Below are 24,588 nucleotides of genomic sequence, written 5' to 3'. Positions count from 1 at the left end.
TGAGGATGCCTAGGGGGACCCCGATGGACGGTGCACCACGTGTGCCCGAGCAGCGGCGTCCCGGCTCCGAGGAGCCGGCGATGCTGCGGTTCAGCGTGCTCGGTCCGGTACGCGCCTGGCGCGACGACGAGCAGCTCCCCACCGGCTCCCCCCAGCAACGCGCGCTCCTGGCCGCCCTGCTGCTGCGCGAGGGCCGTACGGCGACCGCGGCGGAGCTGATCGACGCCCTGTGGGGCGAGGAGCCGCCGTCGCAGGCGCTGGCGGCGGTACGGACGTACGCCTCCCGGCTGCGCAAGGCGCTGGACGCCGGGGTCCTGGTGAGCGAGTCGGGCGGCTACGCGGTGCGCGGGCTGGCCGAGGGCGCGCTGGACCTGGGCGTGGCGCAGGAGCTGGCGGCCCAGGCGGAGAAGGCCCGGGGCGCCGGGGATCTGTCCCATGCGCGGGAAGTGCTGGGGCGGGCGCTGGCGCTGTGGGACGGCGAGGTGCTGGCCGGGGTGCCCGGGCCGTACGCGGAGGCACAGCGGGTCCGCCTGGAGGAGTGGCGGCTGCAACTGCTGGAGTCCCGCCTCGACATGGACCTGGAGCAGGGCTGCCACGCGGAGGCGGTGTCGGAGCTGACGGCGCTGACCGCGGCGCACCCGCTGCGCGAGCGGCTGCGGGAGCTGCTGATGCTCGCCCTGTACCGCAGCGGCCGTCAGGCGGAGGCGCTGGCGGTGTACGCGGACACGCGGCGCCTGCTCGCCGACGAACTGGGCGTCGACCCGCGTCCCGGCCTCAAGGAGCTCCAGCAGCGGATCCTGCAGGCGGACCCCGGCCTCGCGGAGCCCTCGGCGCCGGTGACCGGGCCGGCGGTGACCCCGGTGCGCCCGGCCCAGCTTCCCGCGACCGTCCCCGACTTCACGGGCCGCTCCGCCTTCGTCTCCGAGCTCGGCGAGGTCCTCGCCTCGGCGGAGGGCCGGGTGATGGCGGTGTCGGCGCTGGCGGGCATCGGGGGCGTCGGCAAGACGACGCTGGCGGTGCACGTGGCACACCAGGCGCGTTCGGCGTTCCCGGACGGCCAGCTGTACGTCGACCTCCAGGGCGCGGGCCCGCGGGCGGCGGAACCGGAGACGGTCCTGGGCTCCTTCCTGCGGGCCCTGGGGACGGCGGACTCGGCGATCCCGGACTCGCTGGAGGAGCGGGCGGCGCTGTACCGCTCGGTGCTGGACGGCCGCCGGGTCCTGGTGCTGCTGGACAACGCGAAGGACGCCGCCCAGGTGCGGCCGCTGCTGCCGGGCACGGAGGGCTGCGCGGCCCTGGTGACGTCCCGGGTGCGGATGGTGGACCTGGCAGGGGCCCATCTGGTCGATCTGGACGTGATGTCGCCGGACGAGGCGCTGCAGCTCTTCACGAAGATCGTGGGCGAGGAGCGGGTGGCCTCCGAGCGGGAGGCCGCGCTGGACGTGGTCGCGGCCTGCGGCTTCCTGCCGCTGGCGATCCGCATCGCCGCGTCCCGCCTGGCGGCACGCCGCACCTGGACGGTCTCGGTGCTGGCCGCCAAGCTCGCGGACGAACGCCGCCGGCTGGACGAGCTCCAGGCCGGCGACCTCGCCGTGAAGGCGACCTTCGAGCTGGGCTACGGCGCCCTGGAGCCCGCCCAGGCACGGGCGTTCCGGCTGCTGGGGCTCGCCGACGGGCCGGACATCTCGCTGGCGGCGGCCGCGGCGGTGCTGGATCTGCCGGCCGAGGAGACGGAGGACCTGCTGGAGTCCCTCGTCGACACCTCCCTCCTGGAGTCGGCGGCGCCCGGACGGTACCGGTACCACGATCTGGTGCGGCTCTACGCGCGGGCGTGCGCGGAACGGGACGAGTGGCCGCCGAACGAGCGGGAAGCGGCGATGTCGCGGTTGCTGGACTTCTATCTGGCGACGGCGGCGGCGGTCTATGCGATCGAGCGGCCGGGGGACCGGCTGGTGGATCACCTGGAGCACGGGGAGTTCCCCGGCCTGCGCTTCGACAACCGCCATGAGGCCCAGGACTGGCTGTACTCCGAGGCGAACTGCCTGCTGGCCTGCGCGAGCCAGTCCGTGCGCAGCGGCGACCCGCGAAGGGCCGTCGACCTGCTCTGGGCGGCGAAGGACCTGGCCGAGTCCGGCGCCGCCGCCCGTGACTACGAAGCGGCGGCTACGGCGGCCCGCGACGCCGCTCGGGCAGCGGGCGACGTCCAGGCCGAAGGCCGGGCGCGGACGACCTTGACCGACGCCCATCTGGCGGCCGGCCGATTCGCCCAGGCCGACGACGAGGTGAGCCAAGCCGCGGCCCTGGCACAGCGGATCAGCGATCCGGCCCTCAACTGCTGGGTGCCGAATCATCGCGGTGTCATCGCGGTCTACGGCGGCCGGCACGCCGAGGGGGCCGTCCATCTGCAGGAGGCCCTCACCAACTTCCGGTCGGACGGCAACCTGGCCGGTGAGGCCAACGCGCTGTGCAACCTGTCCCGTTCACACCTCGCCATGGGACACACCAGCAGCGCGATCGAGCTCGCGCGAGAGGGCGTCGGCGTCTACGACCGCCTGGGCCACACCCTGCGCGGCGCCAACGGCCGCTACGCCCTGGGACTGGCGCTCGCCCAGGCCGGGGAACTCACGCATGCCGTCGAGCAGTTGACCGAGGCCCTGGAGGTGTTCCGGGACAGCCGCCAGCGCCTCTGGGAGGGAATGGCGATCTTCCGGATCGCCGAGATACTGCTCAGCGAGCGCAAGCCGGCCCAGGCCGCCGCTCACGCGGAACAGTCACTCGCCGTCCTCCGCGGCATCGGCGGGGACTGGCGGCGGGGGAACGTGCTCACCGTCCTCGGGCGTGCCCTGTACGACATCGGGCACCTCGACCGGGCCCAGGCCTGCTGGCGTGAAGCCCTGTCCATCTACGAGGACCTGGGCTCCCCGGAGGCCACGGAGGTGCGGGGCCTGCTCCTTCCCGTGGCCGCCGCCTAGCCGGCCCCGGCCTGCGTTCATCGTTCGTTTATCGCCTCACGGCACGCTGAATGCCGTCGATCCGTCGCGTCGGGGGGCAGACGGATCATCGTTGCGGCCCACCGTTAAGGTGAACGGCCCTGATCAGCCCGTCCGGCGGCCCTCGGGGGAGTCGCCGGACGGGCCTCGTGTCCCACTCACAGGAGTTGAACAGCATGGCCGATGAGAAGAAGACCGACGGCACCGTCAAGCCGCTCGACACCCACATCACCGACGCCGACGCGGGCACGGTCAACCCGCTCGACACCCACATCACCGACGCCAAGGCCGACGACGGCACGCTGAAGCCGCTCGACACCCACATCACGAGCGAAGAGGCCTGACGGACCAGCACCCCACGGGGATCGGCCGCGGCGGCGCGGAGGGGAGCCGCCGCGGCCGAGGCATGTCCGGGGACCGGTCAGCTCCGCCGGGCCCGCAACTGCCCCTTCACCACCTTGCCGCCGGCGTTCCGGGGCAGTTCCCGTACGAACTCCACCGCCCTCGGCACCTTGTAGTTGGCCATCTCCCGCCGCGCCCAGGCGATCAGGTCGTCCCCGGTGAGCACCGCCCCCGGCCGCCGCACCACGAACGCCTTGCCGACCTCCCCCAGCCGCGCGTCGGGGACGCCGATCACCGCCACGTCCGCCACATCCGGATGCAGGCCCAGCATCTGCTCGATCTCCGCCGGATACGCGTTGAAGCCGCCGACGATGAACATGTCCTTGATGCGGTCGGTGATACGGAGGTTGCCCGCCTCGTCCAGGACCCCCACATCGCCCGTCCGCAGCCACCCGTCCTCCGACAGCACCTCAGCCGTGGCCGCCGCGTCCTCGTAGTAGCCGCGCATGACGTTGAAGCCGCGGACCAGGACCTCGCCGGGTTCGCCGACCGGCGCCTCGACGCGTACTTCCGTGCCGGGTATCGCGCGGCCCGAGGTCGACGCGATCACCGACGGGTCGTCGCCGCGCCGGCACATCGTGACGATGCCGCTGGCCTCCGAGAGGCCGTACGCCGTCAGGACCGTGTCCACGCCCAGTTCCCCGCGCAGGCGTTCCACCAGGCGCAGGGGCACGACCGCCGCGCCCGTCACCACCAGCCGCAGCGCCGAGAGGTCATGGGCGCCGCGGGCCGGGTGGTCGAGCAGCGACTGATGGAGGGTCGGTGGGCCCGGCAGCACCGACACCCGTTCCGCGGCGATGTTCGCCAGGGCCGTGTCGACGTCGAACACCGGCTGGGGGATCATCGTCGCGCCCCGCATCAGACAGGCGATCACCCCGGCCTTGTAGCCGAAGGTGTGGAAGAAGGGGTTCACGATGAGGTAGCGGTCGCCCTGCCGGAGGCCCGCGAGGTCGCTCCACACCTCATAGGCACGCAGCGTCTGCGCGTGGGTGATCACCGCGCCTTTCGGCCGGCCCGTCGTCCCGGACGTGAAGACGATGTCCGAGGGGCAGGAGCCGGACACGGCTGCCGACCGCGCCCGCACCTCGACCTCCCCCACGCCGTCCCCGCTCGCCAGGAAGTCCTTCCAGGTACGGAAGTCCGCGGGAGCGTCGTCCGAGAGTACGACCACCTGTTCCAGGGCCGGCAGCCCCGGCCCGTCCGCGACCGCCCGGCGCAGGGAGGCCACGTACGACGTCCCGAGGAACGTGCCCGTCACGAACAGCAGCCGCGTCCCGCTGCGGCGCAGCACGTCCGCCGCCTCCCCGCCCTTGAAGCGGGTGTTCAGCGGCACCAGCACCGCTCCCGCCGACACCGCGCCCAGCGCCGCCACGATCCAGTCGAGCGTGTTCGGGGCCCAGACGGCGACCCGGTCGCCCGGCGCGACGCCGTTCGCGATGCAGGCCGCGGCCGAGCGCTCGATGCGGGCGCCCAGTTCGGCGTACGAGATCCTGGTGCGGCCCTCCACCACCGCCTCGGCGTCCGCGTACCGCTCGGCCGCGCCGCGGACGAGTTCCGGAATGCTGCCCCACTCCAAGTCACCGCGCACCACAGCCTCCAGACCAGTAGCTGACTACCCGTCAGATTAGCTGTAGCCTGACGCCCTGTCAGCAGCCGCTTCGTCTTGCGGAGGTGTGCGCAGCATGACCACCGGCATGGGCCTCAAGGACGCCACCGCGATCGTCGGCATCGGACAGACCCGCTTCGCCAAACGGCTCGACGAGGACGAGAAGACCCTCGCCTGCCGTGCCGTCCTCGCCGCCCTCGACGACGCCGGGATCGCCCCGGGCGAGGTCGACGCCCTCGCCAGCTACACCATGGAGGACACGGACGAGGTGGAGCTGGCCAAGGCCGTCGGGTTCGGTGACCTCACCTTCTTCAGCAAGGCGGGGTACGGGGGCGGCGGGTCGTGTGCCACCGTCGCGCATCTCGCCGCCGCCATCGCCACCGGTCAGGCGACGGTCGGGGTCGCCTGGCGGTCACGGAAGCGGGGCAGCGGGCCCCGCCCCTGGAAGAACACCACCGCCCAACTGCCCACCCCCGCCCAGTGGACACGGCCGTACGGCCTGCTCCGCCCGGTCGACGAGATCGCCATGCTCGCCCGCCGCTACATGCACGAGTACGGCGCGACCCGGGATCACCTCTTCAATGTCGCGCTCGCCTGCCGGAACCGGGCCAACCAGAATCCCGCCGCGATCATGTACGACCGCCCCCTCACCCGCGAGATGTACATGACCTCCCGGTGGATCAGCGAACCCCTCTGCCTCTTCGACAACTGCCTGGAGACCGACGGCGCCCTGGCCTGCGTACTCGTCAGCCGGGAGCGGGCACGGGACTGCCGGCACACCCCCGTCTACGTCCACTCCGCCGCCCAGGGCCTGCCCGCCCAGCACCACGGCATGGTCAACTACTGGAACGACGACCCGCTCACCGGACCCGCCTGGACCGCCGCCCGGCATCTGTGGAAGCACTCCGACGTCACTCCACAGGATGTGGACGTCGCCCAGATCTACGACGCGTTCACGGCACTCATACCGCTCTCCCTGGAGGGTTACGGGTTCTGCGGGAGAGGCGAGGGCGGGGCCTTCACGGAAGGTGGCGCCCTGGAGATCGGCGGGCGGCTGCCCGTCAACACCGGGGGCGGAGGGCTCAGCGAGGCCTACGTCCACGGGTTCAACCTCATCAACGAGGGCGTCAAACAGCTCCGCGGCACCAGCACCGCCCAGGTCCCGGGCGCCGCCACCTGTCTCGTCACCGCCGGCGAGGGCGTCCCCACCTCCGCGCTGCTCCTGAGGAGTTGATCAGGATGCTCTCCCCCGTCACCGACCCCGACGGCGCCCCCTTCTGGCAGTACGCCGCCCAGGGCGAACTCCGCGTCCAGACCTGCGCCGACTGCGGCGAACCCCGCTTCCCGCCCCGCCCCTGCTGCCCGCACTGCCAGTCCTTCGCGAGCGAGTGGCGGCAGGTCGGCGGGCACGGCCGTATCTGGTCGTACGTGGTCCCTCACCCGCCCCTGCTGCCCGACTACGCGGAGCAGGCGCCGTACAACGTCATCGTCGTCGAACTCACCGACGCCCCCCGCATCCGTCTCGTCGGCAACCTCGTCACCGGCCCGGACGCTCCTCTCGACTCCCTCTCCCCCGACCGGATCCGCATCGGCGCCAAGGTGCAGGCCGTCTTCAGCGGCAGCGGGCTTGTGCAGTGGGTCCTGGAGCGTCCATGAGCCTTACCGTCACGGCCAACAAGGACACCGGCGTCGCCGTCGTCACCCTCGACCGGCCCGACCGGCTCAACGCCATCGACCTCGGCCTCAGAGACCGACTGGTCGCCGCCTGGCGCGAGTTGCGCTTCGACGACACCGTGCGGGCCGTCGTCCTCACCGGCGCCGGAGAGCGGGCGTTCTGCACGGGGCTGGACCGGGATGCCGTCGTCCCGCAGCCCAACTCGCCGTACATGACGGACGATCCGCTGCTGCGCGTCGGCCCCAAGGCCAACGACCTGTGGAAACCGGTCGTCGCCGCCGTGCGGGGCATGGCCTGCGGCGGCGCCTTCTACCTGCTCGGCGAGGCGGACTTCATCGTCGCCGACCCGACCGCCACCTTCTTCGACCCGCACACCACCTACGGCATGGTCAGCGCCTACGAGTCCATGCTCATGGCGCTGCGCATCCCGTACGGGGAGGCCGCGCGGATGGCGCTCATGGGCAGCGCGGAGCGGTTGTCGGCTCGGCGGGCCCATGAGATCGGGCTGGTCTCGGAGGTCACCGAGCCCGGCGGGGCGCTGGCAGCCGCGGTGGACTGCGCCGCCGTCATCGCCGGGTATCCGGCGGAGGGCGTCCAGGGGACGGTACGGGCACTGTGGGCGGCCAAGGAGGCCGCCCTCGCCCAGGCGTTCGCACAGGCGCCGCACCTGATCACGCTCGGGAACCTGCCGGTCGAGCGGCAGACGGACCTGTTCCGGGCACGGCGCCGCGAGCACCGGGTGCGGTGAGAGCCCGTTCGCAGGCTCTCCGTTACTGCGCGGTCCGCGTCACGTCCTCGAGGGCGCAGGTGACGCCGCTCGTGTTCGCGCCGGTCTCCGGGACGTACGCGGCGGCCACGTCCAGGGTCTGCGTGGCGCCCGGCGAGACATACGGGATGGTGGACGCGCTGGTGCGCAGGGGCGCCCCGTCGGGGTCCTTGAAGGTCACGCCGAACTCGTAGGTGTACGTCGTGATGCTGCTGGTGTTGGTGGCCTCGACACGGGCGACGACGCCCCGGCTCGGGTCGTACACACAGCTGGTGATCTTCACGTCCTCGGTGGGCGAGGCCGTCGCGGTCGCGTCGGTGCCGCCCGAGCCACCGGTAGAGGACGAGTAGTCGTCATCGTCGTCGTAGTGGGTGCTGCCGCCCGAGTAACCGCCCGAACTGCTCGACGAGCTGTGCGAACCGGAGCTGTCGTCGCACCCGCCACCGTGCGAGCGCCGGGCTCCGGTCAGGGCGACCACTACGCAGACGGACACGGCCACAGCGCGGACATGGCGAAGCTTCACGTCGTTCGACCCCCGTTGTACTGATCGTGAGCACGTCACGTTAGCAGCGGTCACATGGCGGCAATCGCTTACCCGGCGTAGCGTCTCGTGCAAGAACGGTGAAGATGACCGTTCCAACGGGACGGCCGCCGTCCGGACCCTTCCGTGCGCCGGTACGACGGCCGTCACTGGCCCGCGCCTACGCGCCGCGCGCCGTCCCCGTGCCCTTCTCCGCGTCCAGCGCGTACACGCACCGGTCCTTGCTGCACGCGTACACGACCCCGTCCTTCACCACCGGGGAACCGGTGATCTCGCCGCCGGTCGCGAGCTTCCACCTCAGGCGGCCGTCGTCGGCCTTCAGCGTGTACAGCAGGTGATCCGTGGAACCGAAGTGGATCCGGCCCTCCGCCACGGCCGGCGCGCCCACGATGTCGCCGCCCGCCTGGAAGCGCCACTTCGGCGTCCCGGTGACCGCGTCCAGGGTGTACAGCCCCTTGCCGCTGCCCACGTGGACATGACCGGCAGCCACCAGCACCGGATCGATCGAGGAGCGGGACTCCGTGGCGATGCGCCAGCGGTCACGGCCGTCGGTGGCGTCCAGGGCGTAGACGGTGCCGAGGTAGTCGGCGAGGTACACGCCACCGCCGGTCACCGCCGGACCCGGCACGAAGGCCGGCGGGCACAGGAAGACCGCCGGGGCCTCGAAGTGCCAGCGGACATGACCGCTCGCCACGTCCAGCGCGAGGACGCGCGTCCCGGCCGAGACGTACACGAACCCGTCCGGCGCCTGCGCCACCCGCACCGGCACCCCGCCGCAGGAGGCGGCGTCGCCGATGGGGTACGACCAGCGCTCCTCGCCGGTGCGGGCGTCCAGGGCGCGCAGCCGGGCGTCCTGCCAGACGTAGACCGTGCCCTCGTACAGGGCCGGCCCGGCTTCCGGCGACTCGAAGTCGGTCTGCGCGCCGGTGATCTCCCACAGCTTCTGCCCGTTCGAGGCCTCCCAGGCCTGGACGCCGCCGCCGCGCGTGCCGGTGACGACCGTGCCCCGCTCGGCCTTGAGCGAGTACACCCAGGCGTCCGTCTGCAGACGCCACAGGTCGGCGCCCTCCCTGCTCTCCAGGGCGAACAGCGTCGGACCGTCGGAGGCGTGGATACGGCCGTCCGCGACCGCCATCGACCAGGCCACGTCCCGCGTCTTGAAGCGTCGGCGGCCGGTGGCCACGTCCAGGGCGTGCACCTCGAAGGAGGTGACGTAGACGAGGTCGTCGGCGACGGAGGGGGTGCCCCATACGTCGTTCGACATGCGGAAGCGCCAGGGCCGCCAGCCGGCCGCCGTCTCCGGGGGCGCGGGCGGCGCGGCCGGTACGGCGGGGCCCACGGCGGCATCCGTGCCGTTGACGCCGGGGCGGGGCTTGGACCAGGAGGCGACCAGACCGGCCTCCGGCGCGGGCGCCTGCAGGGCGGCGGCGCGGGCGTCGGCGACCCGCGGGCCGGGGCCGATGGGGACCGCCGCGCCGGCCAGGCGGACGGGGCCGGTGTCGGGGGCGCCGACCGGGACGGGCGCGGGCTGCGGGCCCGGGACCACGGGGTCGTGCGGGGGAGGGGGCGGGACCGGCGCGGGGGCGGGGCCCGGGGCGGGGGCGTTCCGCCCGCCGCTGCGGCCGGAGGACGACGAGGGCTTCGCCGCCGGGCGGCCGCCGCGCCGGGTCTCGATCAGGCCCACCGCCCGCTCGGGCAGCCACGCCGACGCCGTACCGCTGTCGTCGGAGCCGGAGCCGAACAGGTGCGGGGCCAGCTGGGCCTGGAGGTCGGCGGGGTTGGGGCGGGCCGTCGGGTCCATCTGCATACAGGACTCGATGAGCGGGCGCAGCTCGTCCGGGAGGCCTTCGAGGTCCGGGCCCTCGCGCAGCAGCATGAAGACCGTCTCGACCGGGTTGGCGCCGTGGAAGGGCGGGTGTCCGGTGGCGGCGAACACCAGCATCGAGCCGAGGGAGAAGACGTCGCTGGCGCCGGTGACGCTGCGGGAGTCCTTCGCCTGCTCGGGGGACATGTAGGCGGGGGTGCCGACGGCGACGTTGGTCATGGTCAGCCGCGTGTTCGAGACGCCGGAGGCGATACCGAAGTCGATCACCCGGGGGCCGTCCTCGACGACGAGGACGTTGGAGGGCTTCAGGTCGCGGTGGACGAGCCCCGCGCCGTGGATGGACTGGAGGGCCTCCGCCACACCCGCCGCCAGCCAGCGCACCGCCTGGGCCGGGAGCGGCCCGCACTCGTTCACTATCTCCTCGAGGGAGGGGGCGGGGACGTACGCGGTGGCGAGCCAGGGCACGGCGGCGCGCGGGTCGGCGTCGACGACCGCGGCCGTGTAGAAGCCGGAGACCGCGCGGGCCGCCTCCACCTCGCGCGTGAAGCGGACCCGGAACAGCTGGTCCTCGGCGAGCTCGGTCCGGACCGTCTTGATCGCCACGCGCCGGCCCGACGCCGAGCGCGCGAGATAGACCAGCCCCATGCCGCCGGCGCCCAGCCGTCCGAGCACCTCGAACGGCCCGATCCTGCGCGGATCGTGCTGCGTCAGCTGATCCACCACTCTGCCTGCCACCTCCCCGTACGGGCCCCGTCACCACATATGTACGCGACCCCGTGCAGCGTCTCACCACCGCACCGCCTTGGCGGCACGCACCCCGATTCTTCCTGTCCGAGGGCGTGGTTGCGAACCCGAGGGCGGAACGGGGTGTCTTGGGACAAAACCACACTCCGGCGCCCGCGGAAAGCGCCGGCTCGCATAGTGGGACGCCAGAGGCAGGAGTGGCGTCAGCCTTCCGGCGCCGCCCGGCGTTCCAGGACGGCGAAGGACGCCCCCTGATTGTCGGTGACGACGGCGACCGTCCCGTACGACGTTTCGAAGGGCGGCACCTGCACCCGCCCGCCGAGCCGGTTCACCGTGCCGAGGACCGCCTCGCACTGCGCCACCCGGAAGTGGACGACGAAGTGGGGCGGCATCATCGCCGGGAAGACCTCCGCCACGGCCGCGCGCCCGAAGTCCGGCTTCGCGTCCGGTCCGAACAGGGCGTCGTGGAAGAGCCCGCCGTAGAAGGCGTTGGCGACCTCGGTGTCCCGGGCGTACAGCTCGGCCCAGCCGAAGGTGCCGACCTCGTGCCGGCGCCCGAAGCCCTGGTGCTCGCCCGCCTGCCAGAGCCCGAAGACGGCGCCCTCGGGGTCGGTGACCAGCGCGACCCTCCCCAGCCCCTCCCCCACCTCCACGGGCGCGGTGACGACCTGCCCCCCGGCCTCGCGGATCCGCCGGACCAGCGCTTCCGCGTCCGGGGTGGCGAAGAACACGGTCCACACGGTGGGCATCCGCCCGTCCGTCTTGCGGGAGAGCGAGGCGACGGGCTCGCCGTCCAGCCGGGCCAGCACGGTGGAGTCGAAGGCGTCCTCGAAATCCCATCCGAAGAGCTCCCCGTAGAAGCGCTTGCCCGCCTCCACGTCGGGAAGCTGCGCGTCCACCCAGCACGGGACGCCCTCCCCGTATCCCGTTCCGTCTGCGGATGCCCTGTTTTCGGCCATGCCGCCAAAGTAACGGCCTCGCCCACAACCCGCAGACCAGGCACACCAGCCTCTCGGTCCCCGTGCACCCCATTTGCAGTCGGCCGAATCGCGCCCCGATCACGCCTCGGTAAGCTGACGACATGACAGGACAAGTGCGTACCGTCGACGGCCGTGTGGCCGGCCGGCGTGGGCAGGCGACCCGGCAGAAGCTGCTCGACTGCCTCAGCGAGATGCTCAGCTCCTCCCCCTACCGGGACGTCAAAGTCATCGATGTCGCCCGGAAGGCGGGCACTTCACCCGCGACCTTCTACCAGTACTTCCCGGACGTCGAGGGCGCCGTCCTGGAGATCGCCGAGCAAATGGCCACCGAGGGCGCGGGGTTGACCGAGCTCGTGGAGGGCCGCAGCTGGGTCGGCAAGGCCGGCTGGCAGACCGCGCAGGAACTCGTGGACGGATTCCTGGAGTTCTGGCGCAAGAACGACGCGATCCTCAGGGTCGTCGACCTCGGCGCGTCCGAGGGCGACAAGCGCTTCTACAAGATCCGCATGAAGATCCTGAACTCCGTCAACAACTCCCTTGCCGACGCGGTCACCCAGCTGCAGTCCAAGGGCCGGGTCGACAAGGACGTCAACCCGGCCGCGGTCGCGGGCTCGCTGGTCGCGATGCTCGCGGCGGTGGCCTCGCACCAGAAGGGTTTCCAGACGTGGGGCGTCAAACAGGCTGAACTCAAGCCGAACCTGGCGCTGTTGGTGCACTTGGGCGTGACGGGCAAGAAGCCGACGAAATAGTTCCCTGTAGTTCCCTTTAGTTCCCTGGTTCAGCAAGTCCTGTCTGGCAGGCGGCGGCTCACCGGCGTGGGCCGCCGCCTGCCGTGCTATGCGGGCAGCGGACGATCCCGTACCACGTGCTTCATCACCAGCGTCGAGGTGAGCCGCTGCACGCCCGGCAGGGTCGCCAGCCGCTCGTCGTACAGCCGCTGGAAGGCAGCGAGGTCGGCCGTGGCGACCCGCAGCAGATAGTCGGGCTCACCGAACAGCCGTTGCGCGTCCAGGACATGGGGGATGTCCGCGATGGCCCGCTCGAACCCGGCGACCGTGTCCCGGTCCTCCTGCCGCATGGAGACGAAGACCAGCGCCTCGAAGTCCAGCCCGACGGCACCCGGGTCCACCACCGCGCGATAGCCGCTGATCGCGCCCGACCGCTCCAGTTCCCGCAGCCGCCGGTGGCACGGCGAGACGCTGAGCCGCACCCGCGCGGCCAGCTCGGTCACGGTCAGCCGCCCGTCCTGCTGCAGCTCGGCAAGAATCTGTCTGTCCACGTCGTCCATGGGACAGATCTTCCCTCACAAGCGCCGATCACGGGCAAACTTCGACAACACTTTCGACCCATTCCCGCCTAATGTCGCCACCATGGACTCCGGACTGCTCCTCTCCTTCCTCGCCATCGACCTGCTGCTCGTCTGCGTACCGGGCGCCGACTGGGCGTACGCGATCTCGGCCGGGCTGCGCGACCGCTCGCCGGTGACGGCGGTGGCGGGCCTGGTCAGCGGGTACGCGCTGCACACGGTGCTGGCGGCGGCGGGTCTGGCGGTGCTGGTGGCGGGCGAGCCGGGACTGCTGACCGCGCTGACGGTGGCCGGTGCCGCGTATCTGGTCTGGCTGGGGTGGGGCGTACTGCGGCGGCCGGGCACCCCGGGGGCGGCCGAGGAGGCCATGGCCACGAGCCCGGCCCGGGTCTTTCTGCGCGGCGCCACGATCAGCGGCCTGAATCCCAAGGGCCTGCTGCTCTACCTGTCCGTGCTGCCGCAGTTCCTGGTGACGAAGGGCGAGCACCTGCCGGTCCCCGCCCAGACCGCCGTACTCGGGCTGCTCCACATGGCGTGCTGCGCCGCCGTCTATCTGACGGTGGGCCTCGCGGCCCGCGCGGTCCTCGGCGCCCGCCCGGCGGCGGCGCGGGCGGTCACCCGCACGTCCGGTGCGGCCATGCTGGGCATCGGCGCGTTCCTCCTCGTACAACGTCTGGCGACGCTATGACCGGCGGACGATCCTGAAGAGCCGTATCTCCCGCTCCACCCGCGCCTGATACGTCGCATACGGCGGCCAGAAGGCCAGCGCCGCCTGCCACACGGCCGCCCGTTCCTCCCCCTCCAGCAGCCGGGCCGTGACCGGGATGTCCCGGCCCTTCCAGCTGACCTCGGCGTCCGGGTGGGCCAGCAGGTTCGCGGTCCAGGCGGGGTGGCCGGCGCGGCCGAAGTTGGAGCCGATGAGGATCCAGCTGCGGCCGTTCTCCTCGGGCATGCAGGCGAGCGGCGTACGGCGCGGCAGGCCGCTGCGGGCACCGGTCGAGGTCAGGATCACGCCGGGCAGCATCTGGGCGCTGAGCAGCACCTTTCCGCGCGTGAGGCGGTGCACGGCGCGGTCGAGCGCGGGGATGACATGCGGGGCGACCTTGGCGAAGCCCCGTGTCGAGGAGACCTTCTGCACCACGCGTGCGCCGATCACACCGCCACCTCCCGCTCCGCGGACGTCTCGAAGAGCCGGGCCGTGTCGGCGGCGTGTGCCCTTAGGCGATGGGCGGGGCCGAAGAGGAGTTCGTCGCCGGCGGCCCGCTTGAAGTACAGGTGGGCCTCGTGTTCCCAGGTGAAACCGATGCCGCCGTGGAGTTGGATGCCTTCGGCGGAGGCCGTGCGGAGCGCTTCCAGCGATTGGGCGAGGGCGAGGCGCGCCTCTGGGGGTGCCGCGATAGGTTGCCGGGCGTCTGCGGGTTCGTTGTGGCTGGTCGCGCAGTTCCCCGCGCCCCTTGGGTCTGTTGCAGCCCAGGCCGCGTAATAGGCCGCCGATCTTGCTGCCTGGACCGCCACGTACACATCCGCCAGCCTGTGTTTCACCGCCTGGAAAGAGCCGATCGGGCGGCCGAACTGTTCCCTCTGCCCGACGTACTCCACGGTCGCCTCCAACGCCCGGTCGGCGGCCCCCACTGCCTCGCAGGCGAGGGCGGCGGCGACCACGTTCCCCGCATCGGCGAGGGTACTCAGCACATCCGCACCGTCCCCCTCCCCCAGCAACTCCGCCTCCACATCCCGCAGTTGCACCCGTCCCTGCGGCCGCGTCGCATCCAGCGCGGTCTGCCGTTCCCGTACGACCCCCGCCGCGTCCCCCGCCACCAGGAACAGCAGCGTCCGCGACCGGGCGAACCCCCCGGCGTGCGCGGCGACCACCAGGAGACCCGCGCTGTGGCCGTCCAGGACCTGGTCGACCTGCCCGTACAGTCGCCAGCCGCCTTCCGCCCGCCGCGCCTGCACGCCCCCGGCGCGTCCGCCGCCGGCCCAGTCGCCGTCTCCCGTGCCGGTGAGGGCGAGGGCGGCGGCGAGGGCGGTGCCGGGGACGGCGAGGGCGGCGGTGAGGGTGCCGGAGGCGAGGCGGGGCAGCAGGGCGGCGCGCTGGGGCTCGGTGCCGAGGGCGGTGATCAGCGGGGCGGTGAGGACGGCGGTGGCGAGGAGCGGGGAGGGGGCCAGCGCCCGCCCGACCTCCTCGCAGGCGAGGGCGAGTTCGGTCGCCGAGCAGCCGACACCGCCGTAGGCCTCGGGGAGGGCGAGCCCGGGCAGGCCGAGCTGCTCGGCGAGGGCGGTCCACAGGGCGGGGTCGTGTCCGGCGGGGGTGTCGAGGGCGGCGCGCAGCTCGCGGGGGCCGCAGCGCTTGTTCAGGAGTTCGCGCAGGGTACGGCGGATCTCGTCCTGTTCGGCGGTGAAGCGGGCGTCCATGGCTCTTCCCTCCCGATCTGACGGGCCGTCATATTAGGAGCCCGGGAACGATATGCCCAGGGGAAGGTGGCCTCTCATGACTCCGGGAAGCCGGAAAGTCGCCGTGGTCGGCGTGGCCCTGTCCGACTGCGGTCGGGTGGACGACGCGACCCCGTACGCCCTGCACGCCCAGGCTGCCCGCCGTGCCCTGGCCGACGCGGGGCTGGGCCGGGAGGTGGTGGACGGCTTCGCGTCCGCCGGGCTCGGCACCCTCGCCCCCGTAGAGGTGGCCGAGTACCTGGGTCTGCGCCCCACCTGGGTCGACTCCACCTCCGTCGGCGGCTCCACCTGGGAGGTCATGGCGGCCCACGCGGCGGACGCGATCGCGAGGGGCCACGCGAACGCCGTACTCCTCGTCTACGGCTCGACGGCCCGCGCGGACATCAAGGCGGGGCGGCGCACGGGGAATCTCTCCTTCGGCGCCCGCGGCCCGCTTCAGTTCGAGGTCCCGTACGGCCACACCCTCATCGCCAAATACGCCATGGCCGCCCGCCGCCACATGATCGAACACGGCACGACCATCGAGCAGTTGGCGGAGGTGGCGGTCCAGGCGAGGGCGAACGCGGCTCTGAACCCCGAGGCCATGTTCCGCGACCCGATCACGGTCGACGACGTGCTGGGCGGGCCGTTGATCGCTGATCCCTTCACCAAGCTGCACTGCTGCATCCGCTCCGACGGCGGGGCGGCGGTGCTGCTGGCCGCCGAGGAGTTCGTACGGGACTGCCGTACGGCACCCGTGTGGGTGCTCGGCACCGGGGAGCACGTCTCGCACGCCGCGATGTCCGAGTGGCCCGACTTCACGACGGGTCCGGCGGCGGTGAGCGGGCGGCTCGCCTTCGAGCGGGCCGGGGTGCGGCCGGAGGAGGTCGACTTCGCGGAGATCTACGACGCCTTCACCTACATGACGCTGGTGACCTTGGAGGACCTCGGTTTCTGCGGGAAGGGCGAGGGCGGGGCGTTCGTGGAGAAGGGGCGGCTGCTGGTGCGGGGCGGGGAGCTGCCGGTCAACACGGACGGGGGCGGGCTGTCCGCCCAGCACCCCGGGATGCGGGGGCTGTTCCTGGTCGTGGAGGCCGTACGGCAGCTGCGGGGCGAGGGCGGGGACCGGCAGGTGCGGGGGCGGGGCGGGGAGTTGCCGCGGCTGGGGGTGGCTTCGGCGACCGGGGGATGGTTCTGCTCGTCGGGGACGTTGGTATTGGGCAGGGATTGAGACTGTCCAGACCACATCGGGAGGAAACAGGCATGGCCCTGACCCGCGAAGAGCGTGAACAGTTCCTGTCCGAGCCCCATATCGCCGCGCTGGCGGTCGACGCGGGCGCGGGGCGCGCTCCGCTGACCGTGCCGATCTGGTACCAGTACGAGCCCGGCGGCGACGTATGGATCATGACCGGGCTGGACTCCCGGAAGAACCGGCTGATCCAGGCGGCGGGCCGCTTCTCCCTGATGATCGACCGGCTGGAACCCACCATCCGGTACGTGTCGGTCGAGGGACCGGTCATCAGGACGACCCCCGCCACCCTGGAACAGCTCCGGGAGATCTCGGCCCGTTACCTCCCGGCCGAGAAGGTCGACGGCTATGTCGACTTCGCCTGGAAGAACCACGGTGAGCAGGTCGTCGTCCATCTGCGGCCCGAGCGGTGGGTGTCGTCGGACCTCGGGCAGGTGTGAGCGGGTGCCGCACGCGACAATCGGGGCATGGGAACCGATCTTCATGAGCTGCTGAGGTCGCTTCGGGTGTGGGACCCGGCGGTCACCGAGTTGCCGGACTTCGACCCGGCCACCGCGCCCGCCGACCCGCTCGCCCTCTTCGCGGCCTGGTTCGCGCAGGCGGTCGCGGCAGGGCAGGTGGAGCCTCACACGATGTCCCTCGCGACCGCCGACGAGGAGGGCCTGCCTGACGTACGGACGGTGATGCTGCACGGCGCCGACGCGTCCGGCTGGTCCTTCGCGACGCATGTGGGCAGCCGCAAGGGACGCCAGCTCGCCGCCCGCCCGTACGCGGCCCTCGGTTTCTACTGGGCGGTGCAGGGCCGTCAGGTGCGCGTCCGCGGCCCGGTCACGAGCGCCCCGTCCGCCGAGTCCCAGGCCGACCTGCACGCCCGCTCGACCGGCGCTCTCGCCGCCGCGCTGACCGGCCGCCAGAGCGAAGTGCTGTCCTCCGTGGAGGAGATGCGGCGGGAGTCGCAGGCGGCCTGGGACCGGGCTCAGCGTGAGCCGGACGCCCCCGTCCCGTCCTGGACCCTCTACCGACTGCGCCCCGACGAGGTGGAGTTCTTCCAGGGCGACGCCGCGCGACGGCACGTACGGCTCGTCTACCGCCGTACGGAGGCGGGGTGGGCCAAGGAGCTGCTCTGGCCCTGAGCACCTGGGGACAGCCCCCGGCCCGATACGGCGACGAGCCGCCCTCCGCCCGCCGGGGACTCGACGACGCTGTGGACGCGCTGGTGGACCGGGCCTTCTGCGGCTGACGATCCGGCAGGCGCCGGCCACCGGGAACGCCGGTCACAGGAAGTCCCGGCTCCCCCGGAAGTCGTACGCCGCGAAGTCGGCCACCGCCCGGTACCCGATGCGCTGGTAGAGGCTGTTGCTCGTCGGGTTGGCCAGGTCCGTGAAGAGCAGGATCTCGCGGACGCCGGAGGTGAGCACGGCCCGGCTGACCGCTGCCGTGACCGCGCCCGCGTAGCCGCGTCCGCGCAGCTGGGCCGGGGTGTAGACCGGGGCGACCCGGACCTGGCCGGCGACCACCGGGGTCACGCCGGCCATGGAGACGGGCGTGCCGTCCTCGCGCTCCCAGAAGGTGACGCCCCCGTAGGCGATGCGCGAGTCGGCCCAGCCGGCGGCGTTGCGGGCGGCGTGATCGCCGACCGCGTCGACGAACTCGCCGTACCAGCGGATCAGTTGCTCCCGGTCCTCCTTGCCCACGAGTCGGGCCCGGCCCGCGGGGAGAGGCCGCGGGACGGTCAAGTTGCCGAGCCGGTACAGGCGTTGACGCTGCCGGACGAGGCCCCGGCCGCCCGCGTGCCGGCGCCAGGCCGCGGCGAAGGCCTCGGCGGTCTCGCGGGCGGCGATGACACCGGGGACCGAGTGGCCGAGGGCCACCAGGTGGGCGGCGAGCGCGTCGGCCTCGTCGGGGGTGAGGGGGGTGACGTTGAGCCGGTAGGGCGGGGTGCGGAAGTAGGCGGCCCGCACCTGCCCGCCCAGCTCCAGCACACCGAAGACGGGCGCCTCGTCGCCGTACGCGCGCAGCCCGCTCGTGCGCAGCGTCTCGGTCACCGTCAGGGCGACGGTGTGCAGGTCGGGCCGTGAGCGCAGGAAGCCTCCGGCGTGGGTCAGGAAACCGGTGAGGTCCTGGGTGCAGTACCAGTCGTCCGGGCGCATACCCCATGATCCCGCGTCCGCGCGGAGGTTGTGCACCGTTTTCCGCCGTGGACACGAAGCCGATACAAGCCCCCCTACAGGTTGACGTCCGGGTCCGGGTCCGTCGCCAGTCGTGCGTGCAGATGCATGTCCCGGTACGCGTCGTGCCGCCCCGCCTCCCACATCGCGCCCCGCAGGGTCCCCTCGTACCGGAAACCGCACCGCTCGGCGATGCGGCAGGAGGCGTCGTGGCCGAGGGCGTGGTCGAGTTCGAGGCGGTGCAGGCCCAGGCCCGGCCCGGTGAGGGCCCAGCGGGCGGTGAGGGTGAGCGCGTGCGTGGCGACACGGCGGCCGCGGGCCTCGGGGAGCACCCAGTAGCCGACGCGCCCGTAGCCCATGAGCGAGTTGATGACATTGACGCCGGTGTGGCCGAGGGGCGCGCCGGTCGCCGCGTCGGTGACGCAGTACGCCGCCGCAGTGCCCTCCGCCGCGTTCCGTACCGCGTCTCGCAGCGAGTCACGGGCGCTGTCGAGGTCCGTGGTGATCTTCAGCGGTGTGTTCCAGCGCCGGAAGTCCGGGTCGGTGCGCCCCCGGAACCAGGCGTCGACGTCGGCCTCGGAGTCCACGTCCCAGGGACGCAGGCGCAGGCCGTGCCCGTGCAGGTCGGGGAGGGGGTGGGCGGAGGGTCGTATGCCGGGCGTCGGCGAGGTGTGCGTCATGGGGGTAATCAAACCGGCTCTGCCGCGGGACGGAGTGCGGTCGGTGTCAGATCAGGACGACCGGGTCCCCGACGTGGACGGTGCCCGGCTGCGTCACGGTGGCCAGCGCGTCCAGGCGCATGGCGTGCAGCCGGGCGACGGTCTTCAGCACGAAGGGGGAGTGCGGCAGTTCCTGCTGGGCCTCGTTGACCATGACGCAGCGTTCGCTGGAGCGCACGAACGTCACGCACGCGGTGGGGCCGAGGCGGACCTGGGCGCCGAGCCACTGGTCCTCCACGAAGGGCGGGGTGCCGGGTGGCGTACGGATGAGGAGGTTCGGGCGGAAGCGGCGCTCGTCGACCGGGATGCCCGGGAGGGCCGTGCGCATCCGGTCGAGGGTGGCTGTGCTCAGCACGCTCAGCGGAAGCTGGTCGAAGTGCGGGACGGATTCCTCGCGGGCCACCTCGACGTCGTCGCGCCGCAGGTAACGGCGCAGATAGGCGGTGGCGTCGGCGACCGGTGTGCCGTCCGGGTCGAGCAGTTCGGGCTCGGCCGGGGATTCCGCTTTCGGGTAGCGGGAGCGCAGCCGCAGCAGGCCGGGCATCCTGCGGAACCGGCGGGTGTTCTTGCCCGAGCCGAACCTGCCCTCACCGTCCCGCACCGCGTACAGCCGGTCGCCCAGCAGACCCCGTTCGTCCACAGCGACCGACTCCAGCCGCTCTCCGCCCGTGGACTTGATCGGGTACCGCCAGATCCGCTCGATGGTGCCCAGGTTCATCCTCACGCCCTCATTCTAAGTTCCCTTTCGGAACTCAGTGACGCGGAACACCGGCGCCCCGTCCCGGAAGGCGACCTCCAGGCCCATCCCGGCCCGCAGCCGCCCGGCGTCCGCGCACTCCACGACCTCGGTCATCATCCGCGGCCCCTCCGCGAGGTCGACGACCGCGGCGACGTACGGCGTCCGGGCCCCGAAGGGCGGCAGGTCGTTGCGGTGGACGACGGACCAGGTGTAGAGGGTGGCGCGGCCGCTCGCGGGCCGCCAGGCCACATCCTCGCTCCAGCAGTGGGGGCAGAACTCGCGCGGGTAGTGGTGGACACGTCCGCAGGTTCGGCACTCCCGGACGAGCAGCGTCCCTTCGGCCGCAGCGTCCCAGTACGTGCGCGTGAAGGCGTCGGCCTCGGGGACGTCGAAGCGCGGAGCGCCGGCACTCCGGCCGTCGCCGACTCGCGCGCCGCTCATCGGAACAGCCCCAGCGCGCTGTCCAGCGACCACTGCTGCCACGACATCCCGAACAGCGCGACCAGCGAGATCAGCGCCATCATCGAGTTCTGCCCCTGCTCGGCCCAGTCGTGGATCATCAGGCCGAAGTAGAGGCCGTTGAGCAGCAGCCCGCCGACGAGCGCGACGGGGGTCAGGAACCCGAGGACGAGGCCGAGTCCGAGGGCGAGTTCCGCGTACAGGACGACGTACGCCATGGTCCGCGGGCGCGGGGCGACGACGACCTCGAAGCCGGACCGTACGGCGTTCCAGCGGTGCTTGGCCGCCACGTCCGCCGCCCAGGCGATCCCGGCCCCCTCGAACCAGCTCTTCTTGTCCTTGTGCCGCCAGCTCTCCAGCCACCACAGCCCGAGGCCCATACGGAGCACGGCCAGCCATTCCGCACCTGTGAGCCAGATCGCGTCCATGAATCTGACGGTACGTCAGATCAGGCGGGCCTGACAATCGTCCGTGCGTCCGGAATGAATCCGACGTGCGGGCGTCCGACGCCACTTCGAGCCTCGCCGTCGCCCCTGTCCGGGCCCGGCGTCGTTCAGCCCGGCCGCTTGACGAGGCCGGTCACGGCGGAGACGGCGGCGGTCGCGGCGAGGCTTCCCGCCATGACCATCCCCACGCCGACCACGAACAGACCGCTGGCGTCGTCGGACCAGTCGTAATAGGCCGCGACGGTGAGGCCGATCGTCGTGCCGAGCACCGCGCCCGCGCCGTGGCGCCGGGACGCCGCCCAGATCACCGGTATCAACAGGGTCAGCACCAGCCCGATCACCTGCCACGCCTCGTACGGGCCGGTCGTCGAGCCGTCGGGATGCACATCCCGCCGCTGGTCCCAGCCCAGCCAGGCGGCCCACCCGGCCAGCGACAGACCGGCGAGCACGACGATGGGCAACAGCTGGGAAGCGGGATTCCGTAGTCCTTGACTCATGCTCCCAGCATTCGCGTCCCGCCCCCTCGCCGCCCAGAGCGCAAGTACTCAGTCCCACCCGAGTACATGAGCCGGACCCGGAGCGCTGCGGCACGCACGCTCTAAGATCACGGGATGTCCTCTGAAGCGCCCGATGCCGTCTGGATGCTGGAGGGTTTCAGCAAGGCGGACGACACCCTGGTCACGGAGCATCCCATCAGCCGCACGCAGCTGCTCCGGCTGCGAGAACTGATCACGCCGGATCCCGACGACCCCTGGATGCTGCACTGCTACCCCGTGCCCAGGGAGCTGTGGCCGGCGGTGGACGCGATCCTGCACTGCGGGCCGCCCGACCCGGACCTCGACTATCTGACGGGGGCGTCGGCGGCCGAGTGAGCGCGGGTGCGCCCTGCGGTCCGCGCCGGCGCCCGCGCGGTCACTGCGAGCCGTCCAGCCCCATGAGGACGGAGTACGCCGACTCGGCCCGGCGCGCGGGTGCGGCGTCGGAGCGCGCGTGGTCCAGGAAGCTCTTCGTCCCGCCGTGGTGGAGAACCCTGCCCTCGTTCATGAGGGTGACGGTGTCGGCTTCGTCGGCCAGGTCGGCGATGTCATGCGTCGACATGAGCACCGGGGTCTTCGCGGCGACCTCCCGCAGTACGTCACGGAAGACCGTGCGCTGGTGCGGGTCGAGCCCGGCCGTCGGCTCGTCCAGCAGGATCACGCGCGCGTCGTGGGCGAGGGCGCAGGCGATGCCGACGCGGCGCAGTTGCCCGCCGGACAGGCTTGCCGTCTTCCGGCCGGCGTGCTCGGCGAGGCCGACCTGGTCGAGGGCTGCTCCGGCGCGCTCCCACGCACCGGGGCGGCTCTCGCCCTTCAGCCAGGCGACGTAGGCCACGTACTCGCGGGCGCTCAACTGCCGTGAGGTGGGCACGCGCTGAGGAAGCCAGGCCACGTGGCGGCGGTACTCACGGCTGGCGGAGGTGAGCTCCGTGCCGCCGAACAGAACGCGACCCGCCTTCGGGTCGACCGTGCCGGCGAGCAGGGCCATCGTGGTGGACTTTCCCGCCCCGTTGGGGCCGAGCAGGATCGTCAGGCCCTGCCCGGGGACCTCATAGGTGAAGTCGCACAGGACGGGGCGGGTCCAGCGGCGGTAGCCGAAGGTCACACGGTCGAGCAGCACAGTCATCGGTCGGTCCTTGGTGCGAAACAGATGAGGGAGACGACTCCGGCCAGGAAGACAGCGGCGGCGCCTGCGGCGGCGTACGCGACGTGCGCCTTCTCCGTGACGATCACCCAGGGGTAGGGGTCGTCGAGACTCCGGCCGCCGAGGAACATGGAGTGAATCATCCAGAAGACGGGAAGCAGGGTCGCCCGGTGTCCGAGCAACGGCCAGGCGCCCAGCGCGAGTCCGCAGAAGAGCAGGTTGTTGCGTGCGGCCGTCCACATCGCTTCCGCGCCGAGCGGGGACATCGCCATGGCCACCGCGGACACGAGCACGGCGAAACCCGCGACCAGCGCGATGTCCCTGGCGTGGAGCCTGCGGACGGCGGAGCGTTCCACGGCGGGAAGCCGCCGTTCGAGGCAGACGACCAGGGCGACGGAGGGGATGAGGCAGAGGAAGTTGCTGAGCTCCGTCGGCACCGCGTAGTCCCCCAGGAACGCGGGGAACACGACGACCACGTCCAGAGTGAGTCCGACGCTCAGGACGAAGGCCACCAGGGCACCGGGCAGCAGGCCCAGGGCGCCGCGCTGGCGCAGCCACCAGATCATGGGCGGGGACCTGCCGCGCAGGCGTCGCGGAGCCGGTCGGCGTACCAGACCTTCTGCTGCTGCAAGGGGAGCTTGCTCACCCGGGCCGTCTCCGCCAGGAGCTGCTCTCGGCTCTGCCCTTGTCCGAACTGCTGGGTCTCGTGGGACAGCCAGGCGAGGTACTCGCTCTCCACCCCTGCCGTCCGAGCGGCCCAGAGCGTGTTGTAGTGCAGAGCGTTCCAGTCCGGATTCGCACAGGGAATTCCGACGACGGAGATGGCGATGTTCTCCCGGAGCACCTTGTCCGCGGTGCCGGGCACGAGGTCGAGTGCCCAGTGTTCGCCCCTGGTGTCGAGCTGCCGGACATCGGCCACACTGACGTCGGTGATGCGGGTGGGCCTTTCGATGATGATGCCCTTGGCCTGCAGTTTGCCTGTCATGTCGGCGAGTCCGGCCTGGATGTCCCTGATGTGCTCGGAGCCGGCTGACGGAAGGCAGACCTCGGGCATCTTCCCCTCGCAGGTGACGGGCGCGAAACCCGCGGCGGCAGGGGCGATCGAGCGCCAGTCCTTGGTGATGCCGTATGCGCCGAGCAGGCCACCGACGGCGATCACGAGCGAGGCGGCGACGGAGGTGACGCGCAGACGCCGGGGTCCCGCCAGCACGACACAGGCGATGGCCAGACAGACCGTCGGCAGGAGTGCTGCTGCCGTCATGGCCGGCGAGTACGCCTCACCGAACCCCAGCCAGGCGATGGAGCCGGTGACGTGGTGCGCCCAGTAACTGTCGGTCCCCAGCGGGAAGCTGATCCCGAGGAACACCGCCACGGCCACGGCGGGCGCGGCGTACAGAGCGTGGAACCGGCGGCCTATGACGAACCCGATGACGGCGTGGGCGGTGAGCAGGACGACGACGATCGCCATCAGGTGCAGCACATACACATCGGGAAGGACTCCGACCACCCACAGCCCACCGGCCGTGACGCCCGCGGTGAGGACCGACAGGGAGAGTACGGCGATGAGGACGGGCTGCGCCGCGACGCGCCACGTGGGGCGCGCACTGCCCAACTCCCAGGTCCCGAGGGCACGCAGCCGGGTCGCCTCCACCGCGGACAGGCCCGCCACCGCCGCGGCGGCCATCGGGAACGGGGCGTGCACGGCGTACGACGCGACCTGTGCGGGCCACGGGACGGCGATGAGCCTCTCGATGTGCCGGGTACTGGTGAGGAAGACGAAGGCGAAGAAGAGGCCGATCAGCGGAAAGGCCAGCACGGCCGGATGCGAGCGAAGAGCGGAGGAGAAGCGCATGAACCCTC

27 protein-coding genes are annotated in these 24,588 nt (G+C 72.2%); 11 read left to right on the top strand and 16 right to left on the bottom strand.

Going from position 1 to position 24,588, the window contains the following annotated elements; genetic code table 11:
- The first annotated feature begins 23 nt into the window (after nt 1-23).
- Entirely contained in the window at nt 24-2,972 is a 2,949-nt protein-coding gene (locus tag ACIBU0_RS18555) for a BTAD domain-containing putative transcriptional regulator (RefSeq protein WP_398819133.1), read from the top strand.
- A 194-nt stretch (nt 2,973-3,166) separates the two neighbouring features.
- The gene (locus ACIBU0_RS18550) at nt 3,167-3,334 is read left to right on the top strand and encodes a hypothetical protein (protein ID WP_398819130.1); all 168 of its coding nucleotides are present in this window, start codon (nt 3,167-3,169) and stop codon (nt 3,332-3,334) included.
- 77 nt (nt 3,335-3,411) lie between these two features.
- Here the strand turns inward: ACIBU0_RS18550 and ACIBU0_RS18545 are convergent, their stop codons facing one another.
- Entirely contained in the window at nt 3,412-4,980 is a 1,569-nt protein-coding gene (locus ACIBU0_RS18545) for a FadD3 family acyl-CoA ligase (protein ID WP_398819127.1), read from the bottom strand.
- A gap of 106 nt (nt 4,981-5,086) precedes the next feature.
- Between ACIBU0_RS18545 and ACIBU0_RS18540 the strand changes: the two genes are divergently transcribed.
- Genes ACIBU0_RS18540 through ACIBU0_RS18530 form a run of 3 tightly spaced genes read left to right on the top strand, consistent with a single transcriptional unit; the run spans nt 5,087 to nt 7,421 of the window.
- Nucleotides 5,087-6,232, top strand: a complete 1,146-nt coding sequence (locus ACIBU0_RS18540) for a lipid-transfer protein (RefSeq protein WP_398819648.1) — start codon at nt 5,087-5,089, stop codon at nt 6,230-6,232.
- A 5-nt stretch (nt 6,233-6,237) separates the two neighbouring features.
- The gene (locus tag ACIBU0_RS18535; protein ID WP_398819124.1) at nt 6,238-6,654 is read left to right on the top strand and encodes a Zn-ribbon domain-containing OB-fold protein; all 417 of its coding nucleotides are present in this window, start codon (nt 6,238-6,240) and stop codon (nt 6,652-6,654) included.
- Nucleotides 6,651-7,421 carry an enoyl-CoA hydratase/isomerase family protein gene (locus ACIBU0_RS18530; RefSeq protein WP_398819121.1) on the top strand — a complete coding sequence of 257 codons (771 nt, stop codon included), beginning with the start codon at nt 6,651-6,653 and terminating at the stop codon, nt 7,419-7,421. Before ACIBU0_RS18535 ends, ACIBU0_RS18530 begins: the two co-directional genes overlap by 4 nt.
- Nucleotides 7,422-7,443: 22 nt before the next feature.
- Here ACIBU0_RS18530 and ACIBU0_RS18525 read toward each other — a convergent pair whose 3' ends face one another.
- The 3 genes from ACIBU0_RS18525 to ACIBU0_RS18515 form a co-directional block, all read right to left on the bottom strand.
- A complete protein-coding gene (locus ACIBU0_RS18525; protein ID WP_398819119.1) occupies nt 7,444-7,932 on the bottom strand; it encodes a hypothetical protein in 489 nt (162 codons plus the stop codon).
- Nucleotides 7,933-8,140: 208 nt separating this feature from the next.
- Nucleotides 8,141-10,528, bottom strand: coding sequence for a PQQ-binding-like beta-propeller repeat protein (locus ACIBU0_RS18520; protein ID WP_398819116.1), 2,388 nt, complete (start codon nt 10,526-10,528; stop codon nt 8,141-8,143).
- A 224-nt stretch (nt 10,529-10,752) separates the two neighbouring features.
- On the bottom strand, nt 10,753-11,508 hold the full coding sequence (locus tag ACIBU0_RS18515) for a VOC family protein (protein WP_398819113.1): 756 nt from the start codon (nt 11,506-11,508) through the stop codon (nt 10,753-10,755).
- 134 nt (nt 11,509-11,642) lie between these two features.
- On the opposite strand from ACIBU0_RS18515, the gene ACIBU0_RS18510 reads away from it, so the two are divergent.
- Nucleotides 11,643-12,278, top strand: a complete 636-nt coding sequence (locus ACIBU0_RS18510) for a TetR family transcriptional regulator (RefSeq protein ID WP_398819645.1) — start codon at nt 11,643-11,645, stop codon at nt 12,276-12,278.
- A gap of 86 nt (nt 12,279-12,364) precedes the next feature.
- Here ACIBU0_RS18510 and ACIBU0_RS18505 read toward each other — a convergent pair whose 3' ends face one another.
- Complete coding sequence (locus tag ACIBU0_RS18505) at nt 12,365-12,817, bottom strand: Lrp/AsnC family transcriptional regulator (RefSeq protein ID WP_398819110.1); 453 nt, start codon at nt 12,815-12,817, stop codon at nt 12,365-12,367.
- An 82-nt stretch (nt 12,818-12,899) separates the two neighbouring features.
- Between ACIBU0_RS18505 and ACIBU0_RS18500 the strand changes: the two genes are divergently transcribed.
- The gene (locus ACIBU0_RS18500; RefSeq protein WP_398819107.1) at nt 12,900-13,523 is read left to right on the top strand and encodes a LysE family translocator; all 624 of its coding nucleotides are present in this window, start codon (nt 12,900-12,902) and stop codon (nt 13,521-13,523) included.
- On the opposite strand, the gene ACIBU0_RS18495 is transcribed toward ACIBU0_RS18500, so the two are convergent.
- Both ACIBU0_RS18495 and ACIBU0_RS18490 read right to left on the bottom strand, forming a co-directional pair.
- Entirely contained in the window at nt 13,518-13,991 is a 474-nt protein-coding gene (locus ACIBU0_RS18495) for a nitroreductase family deazaflavin-dependent oxidoreductase (protein WP_398819104.1), read from the bottom strand. The genes ACIBU0_RS18500 and ACIBU0_RS18495 overlap by 6 nt on opposite strands.
- Nucleotides 13,988-15,250 carry an acyl-CoA dehydrogenase family protein gene (locus ACIBU0_RS18490; RefSeq protein ID WP_398819102.1) on the bottom strand — a complete coding sequence of 421 codons (1,263 nt, stop codon included), beginning with the start codon at nt 15,248-15,250 and terminating at the stop codon, nt 13,988-13,990. The genes ACIBU0_RS18495 and ACIBU0_RS18490 overlap by 4 nt, the downstream gene beginning before the upstream one ends.
- 76 nt (nt 15,251-15,326) lie before the next feature.
- Here ACIBU0_RS18490 and ACIBU0_RS18485 point away from each other — a divergent pair, with 76 nt between their 5' ends.
- Genes ACIBU0_RS18485 through ACIBU0_RS18475 form a run of 3 tightly spaced genes read left to right on the top strand, consistent with a single transcriptional unit; the run spans nt 15,327 to nt 17,650 of the window.
- Entirely contained in the window at nt 15,327-16,499 is a 1,173-nt protein-coding gene (locus ACIBU0_RS18485; protein WP_398819100.1) for a thiolase C-terminal domain-containing protein, read from the top strand.
- Between the two features lie 32 nt (nt 16,500-16,531).
- Complete coding sequence (locus tag ACIBU0_RS18480) at nt 16,532-16,957, top strand: pyridoxamine 5'-phosphate oxidase family protein (protein WP_398819097.1); 426 nt, start codon at nt 16,532-16,534, stop codon at nt 16,955-16,957.
- A gap of 27 nt (nt 16,958-16,984) precedes the next feature.
- A complete protein-coding gene (locus ACIBU0_RS18475) occupies nt 16,985-17,650 on the top strand; it encodes a pyridoxal 5'-phosphate synthase (RefSeq protein ID WP_398819094.1) in 666 nt (221 codons plus the stop codon).
- A 141-nt stretch (nt 17,651-17,791) separates the two neighbouring features.
- Here ACIBU0_RS18475 and ACIBU0_RS18470 read toward each other — a convergent pair whose 3' ends face one another.
- The 6 genes from ACIBU0_RS18470 to ACIBU0_RS18445 all read right to left on the bottom strand — a co-directional run bounded on the left by ACIBU0_RS18470 (nt 17,792) and on the right by ACIBU0_RS18445 (nt 21,545).
- A complete protein-coding gene (locus ACIBU0_RS18470) occupies nt 17,792-18,667 on the bottom strand; it encodes a GNAT family N-acetyltransferase (protein WP_398819091.1) in 876 nt (291 codons plus the stop codon).
- A gap of 74 nt (nt 18,668-18,741) precedes the next feature.
- A complete protein-coding gene (locus tag ACIBU0_RS18465; RefSeq protein ID WP_398819088.1) occupies nt 18,742-19,365 on the bottom strand; it encodes a GNAT family N-acetyltransferase in 624 nt (207 codons plus the stop codon).
- A 46-nt stretch (nt 19,366-19,411) separates the two neighbouring features.
- Nucleotides 19,412-20,122, bottom strand: a complete 711-nt coding sequence (locus ACIBU0_RS18460) for an MOSC domain-containing protein (protein WP_398819642.1) — start codon at nt 20,120-20,122, stop codon at nt 19,412-19,414.
- Between the two features lie 15 nt (nt 20,123-20,137).
- Complete coding sequence (locus ACIBU0_RS18455; protein WP_398819086.1) at nt 20,138-20,584, bottom strand: Zn-ribbon domain-containing OB-fold protein; 447 nt, start codon at nt 20,582-20,584, stop codon at nt 20,138-20,140.
- A complete protein-coding gene (locus ACIBU0_RS18450; protein WP_398819083.1) occupies nt 20,581-21,030 on the bottom strand; it encodes a DoxX family protein in 450 nt (149 codons plus the stop codon). The genes ACIBU0_RS18455 and ACIBU0_RS18450 overlap by 4 nt, the downstream gene beginning before the upstream one ends.
- A gap of 125 nt (nt 21,031-21,155) precedes the next feature.
- Nucleotides 21,156-21,545 (bottom strand): hypothetical protein, encoded by a 390-nt coding sequence (locus ACIBU0_RS18445; protein WP_398819080.1) that lies wholly within the window; start codon nt 21,543-21,545, stop codon nt 21,156-21,158.
- 114 nt (nt 21,546-21,659) lie between these two features.
- On the opposite strand from ACIBU0_RS18445, the gene ACIBU0_RS18440 reads away from it, so the two are divergent.
- Nucleotides 21,660-21,920: a hypothetical protein gene (locus ACIBU0_RS18440; RefSeq protein WP_398819077.1), complete on the top strand. Its 261-nt coding sequence runs from the start codon at nt 21,660-21,662 to the stop codon at nt 21,918-21,920.
- Nucleotides 21,921-21,960: 40 nt separating this feature from the next.
- Here the strand turns inward: ACIBU0_RS18440 and ACIBU0_RS18435 are convergent, their stop codons facing one another.
- Genes ACIBU0_RS18435 through ACIBU0_RS18425 form a run of 3 tightly spaced genes read right to left on the bottom strand, consistent with a single transcriptional unit; the run spans nt 21,961 to nt 24,580 of the window.
- Complete coding sequence (locus ACIBU0_RS18435; protein WP_398819074.1) at nt 21,961-22,710, bottom strand: ATP-binding cassette domain-containing protein; 750 nt, start codon at nt 22,708-22,710, stop codon at nt 21,961-21,963.
- Nucleotides 22,707-23,294 (bottom strand): hypothetical protein, encoded by a 588-nt coding sequence (locus ACIBU0_RS18430; protein ID WP_398819071.1) that lies wholly within the window; start codon nt 23,292-23,294, stop codon nt 22,707-22,709. The genes ACIBU0_RS18435 and ACIBU0_RS18430 overlap by 4 nt, the downstream gene beginning before the upstream one ends.
- Entirely contained in the window at nt 23,291-24,580 is a 1,290-nt protein-coding gene (locus tag ACIBU0_RS18425) for a magnesium transporter (RefSeq protein WP_398819068.1), read from the bottom strand. Before ACIBU0_RS18425 ends, ACIBU0_RS18430 begins: the two co-directional genes overlap by 4 nt.
- Nucleotides 24,581-24,588: the final 8 nt, after the last annotated feature.

The sequence above is a fragment of the Streptomyces sp. NPDC049627 genome, from assembly GCF_044465645.1.
GTDB lineage: Bacteria > Actinomycetota > Actinomycetes > Streptomycetales > Streptomycetaceae > Streptomyces.
Note: the sequence above shows the minus strand (reverse complement) of the source record. Positions and strands in the feature narration are given on the sequence as shown.

Coding starts and splice junctions, on each gene's coding strand:
- ACIBU0_RS18555 (WP_398819133.1), top strand. CDS start 24: ATGGACGGTGCACCACGTGTGCCCGAGCAGCGGCGTCCCGGCTCCGAG.
- ACIBU0_RS18550 (WP_398819130.1), top strand. CDS start 3,167: ATGGCCGATGAGAAGAAGACCGACGGCACCGTCAAGCCGCTCGACACC.
- ACIBU0_RS18540 (WP_398819648.1), top strand. CDS start 5,087: ATGGGCCTCAAGGACGCCACCGCGATCGTCGGCATCGGACAGACCCGC.
- ACIBU0_RS18535 (WP_398819124.1), top strand. CDS start 6,238: ATGCTCTCCCCCGTCACCGACCCCGACGGCGCCCCCTTCTGGCAGTAC.
- ACIBU0_RS18530 (WP_398819121.1), top strand. CDS start 6,651: ATGAGCCTTACCGTCACGGCCAACAAGGACACCGGCGTCGCCGTCGTC.
- ACIBU0_RS18515 (WP_398819113.1), bottom strand. CDS start 11,508: ATGGCCGAAAACAGGGCATCCGCAGACGGAACGGGATACGGGGAGGGC.
- ACIBU0_RS18505 (WP_398819110.1), bottom strand. CDS start 12,817: ATGGACGACGTGGACAGACAGATTCTTGCCGAGCTGCAGCAGGACGGG.
- ACIBU0_RS18500 (WP_398819107.1), top strand. CDS start 12,900: ATGGACTCCGGACTGCTCCTCTCCTTCCTCGCCATCGACCTGCTGCTC.
- ACIBU0_RS18490 (WP_398819102.1), bottom strand. CDS start 15,250: ATGGACGCCCGCTTCACCGCCGAACAGGACGAGATCCGCCGTACCCTG.
- ACIBU0_RS18485 (WP_398819100.1), top strand. CDS start 15,327: ATGACTCCGGGAAGCCGGAAAGTCGCCGTGGTCGGCGTGGCCCTGTCC.
- ACIBU0_RS18480 (WP_398819097.1), top strand. CDS start 16,532: ATGGCCCTGACCCGCGAAGAGCGTGAACAGTTCCTGTCCGAGCCCCAT.
- ACIBU0_RS18475 (WP_398819094.1), top strand. CDS start 16,985: ATGGGAACCGATCTTCATGAGCTGCTGAGGTCGCTTCGGGTGTGGGAC.
- ACIBU0_RS18470 (WP_398819091.1), bottom strand. CDS start 18,667: ATGCGCCCGGACGACTGGTACTGCACCCAGGACCTCACCGGTTTCCTG.
- ACIBU0_RS18465 (WP_398819088.1), bottom strand. CDS start 19,365: ATGACGCACACCTCGCCGACGCCCGGCATACGACCCTCCGCCCACCCC.
- ACIBU0_RS18460 (WP_398819642.1), bottom strand. CDS start 20,122: ATGAACCTGGGCACCATCGAGCGGATCTGGCGGTACCCGATCAAGTCC.
- ACIBU0_RS18455 (WP_398819086.1), bottom strand. CDS start 20,584: ATGAGCGGCGCGCGAGTCGGCGACGGCCGGAGTGCCGGCGCTCCGCGC.
- ACIBU0_RS18450 (WP_398819083.1), bottom strand. CDS start 21,030: ATGGACGCGATCTGGCTCACAGGTGCGGAATGGCTGGCCGTGCTCCGT.
- ACIBU0_RS18445 (WP_398819080.1), bottom strand. CDS start 21,545: ATGAGTCAAGGACTACGGAATCCCGCTTCCCAGCTGTTGCCCATCGTC.
- ACIBU0_RS18440 (WP_398819077.1), top strand. CDS start 21,660: ATGTCCTCTGAAGCGCCCGATGCCGTCTGGATGCTGGAGGGTTTCAGC.
- ACIBU0_RS18435 (WP_398819074.1), bottom strand. CDS start 22,710: ATGACTGTGCTGCTCGACCGTGTGACCTTCGGCTACCGCCGCTGGACC.
- ACIBU0_RS18430 (WP_398819071.1), bottom strand. CDS start 23,294: ATGATCTGGTGGCTGCGCCAGCGCGGCGCCCTGGGCCTGCTGCCCGGT.
- ACIBU0_RS18425 (WP_398819068.1), bottom strand. CDS start 24,580: ATGCGCTTCTCCTCCGCTCTTCGCTCGCATCCGGCCGTGCTGGCCTTT.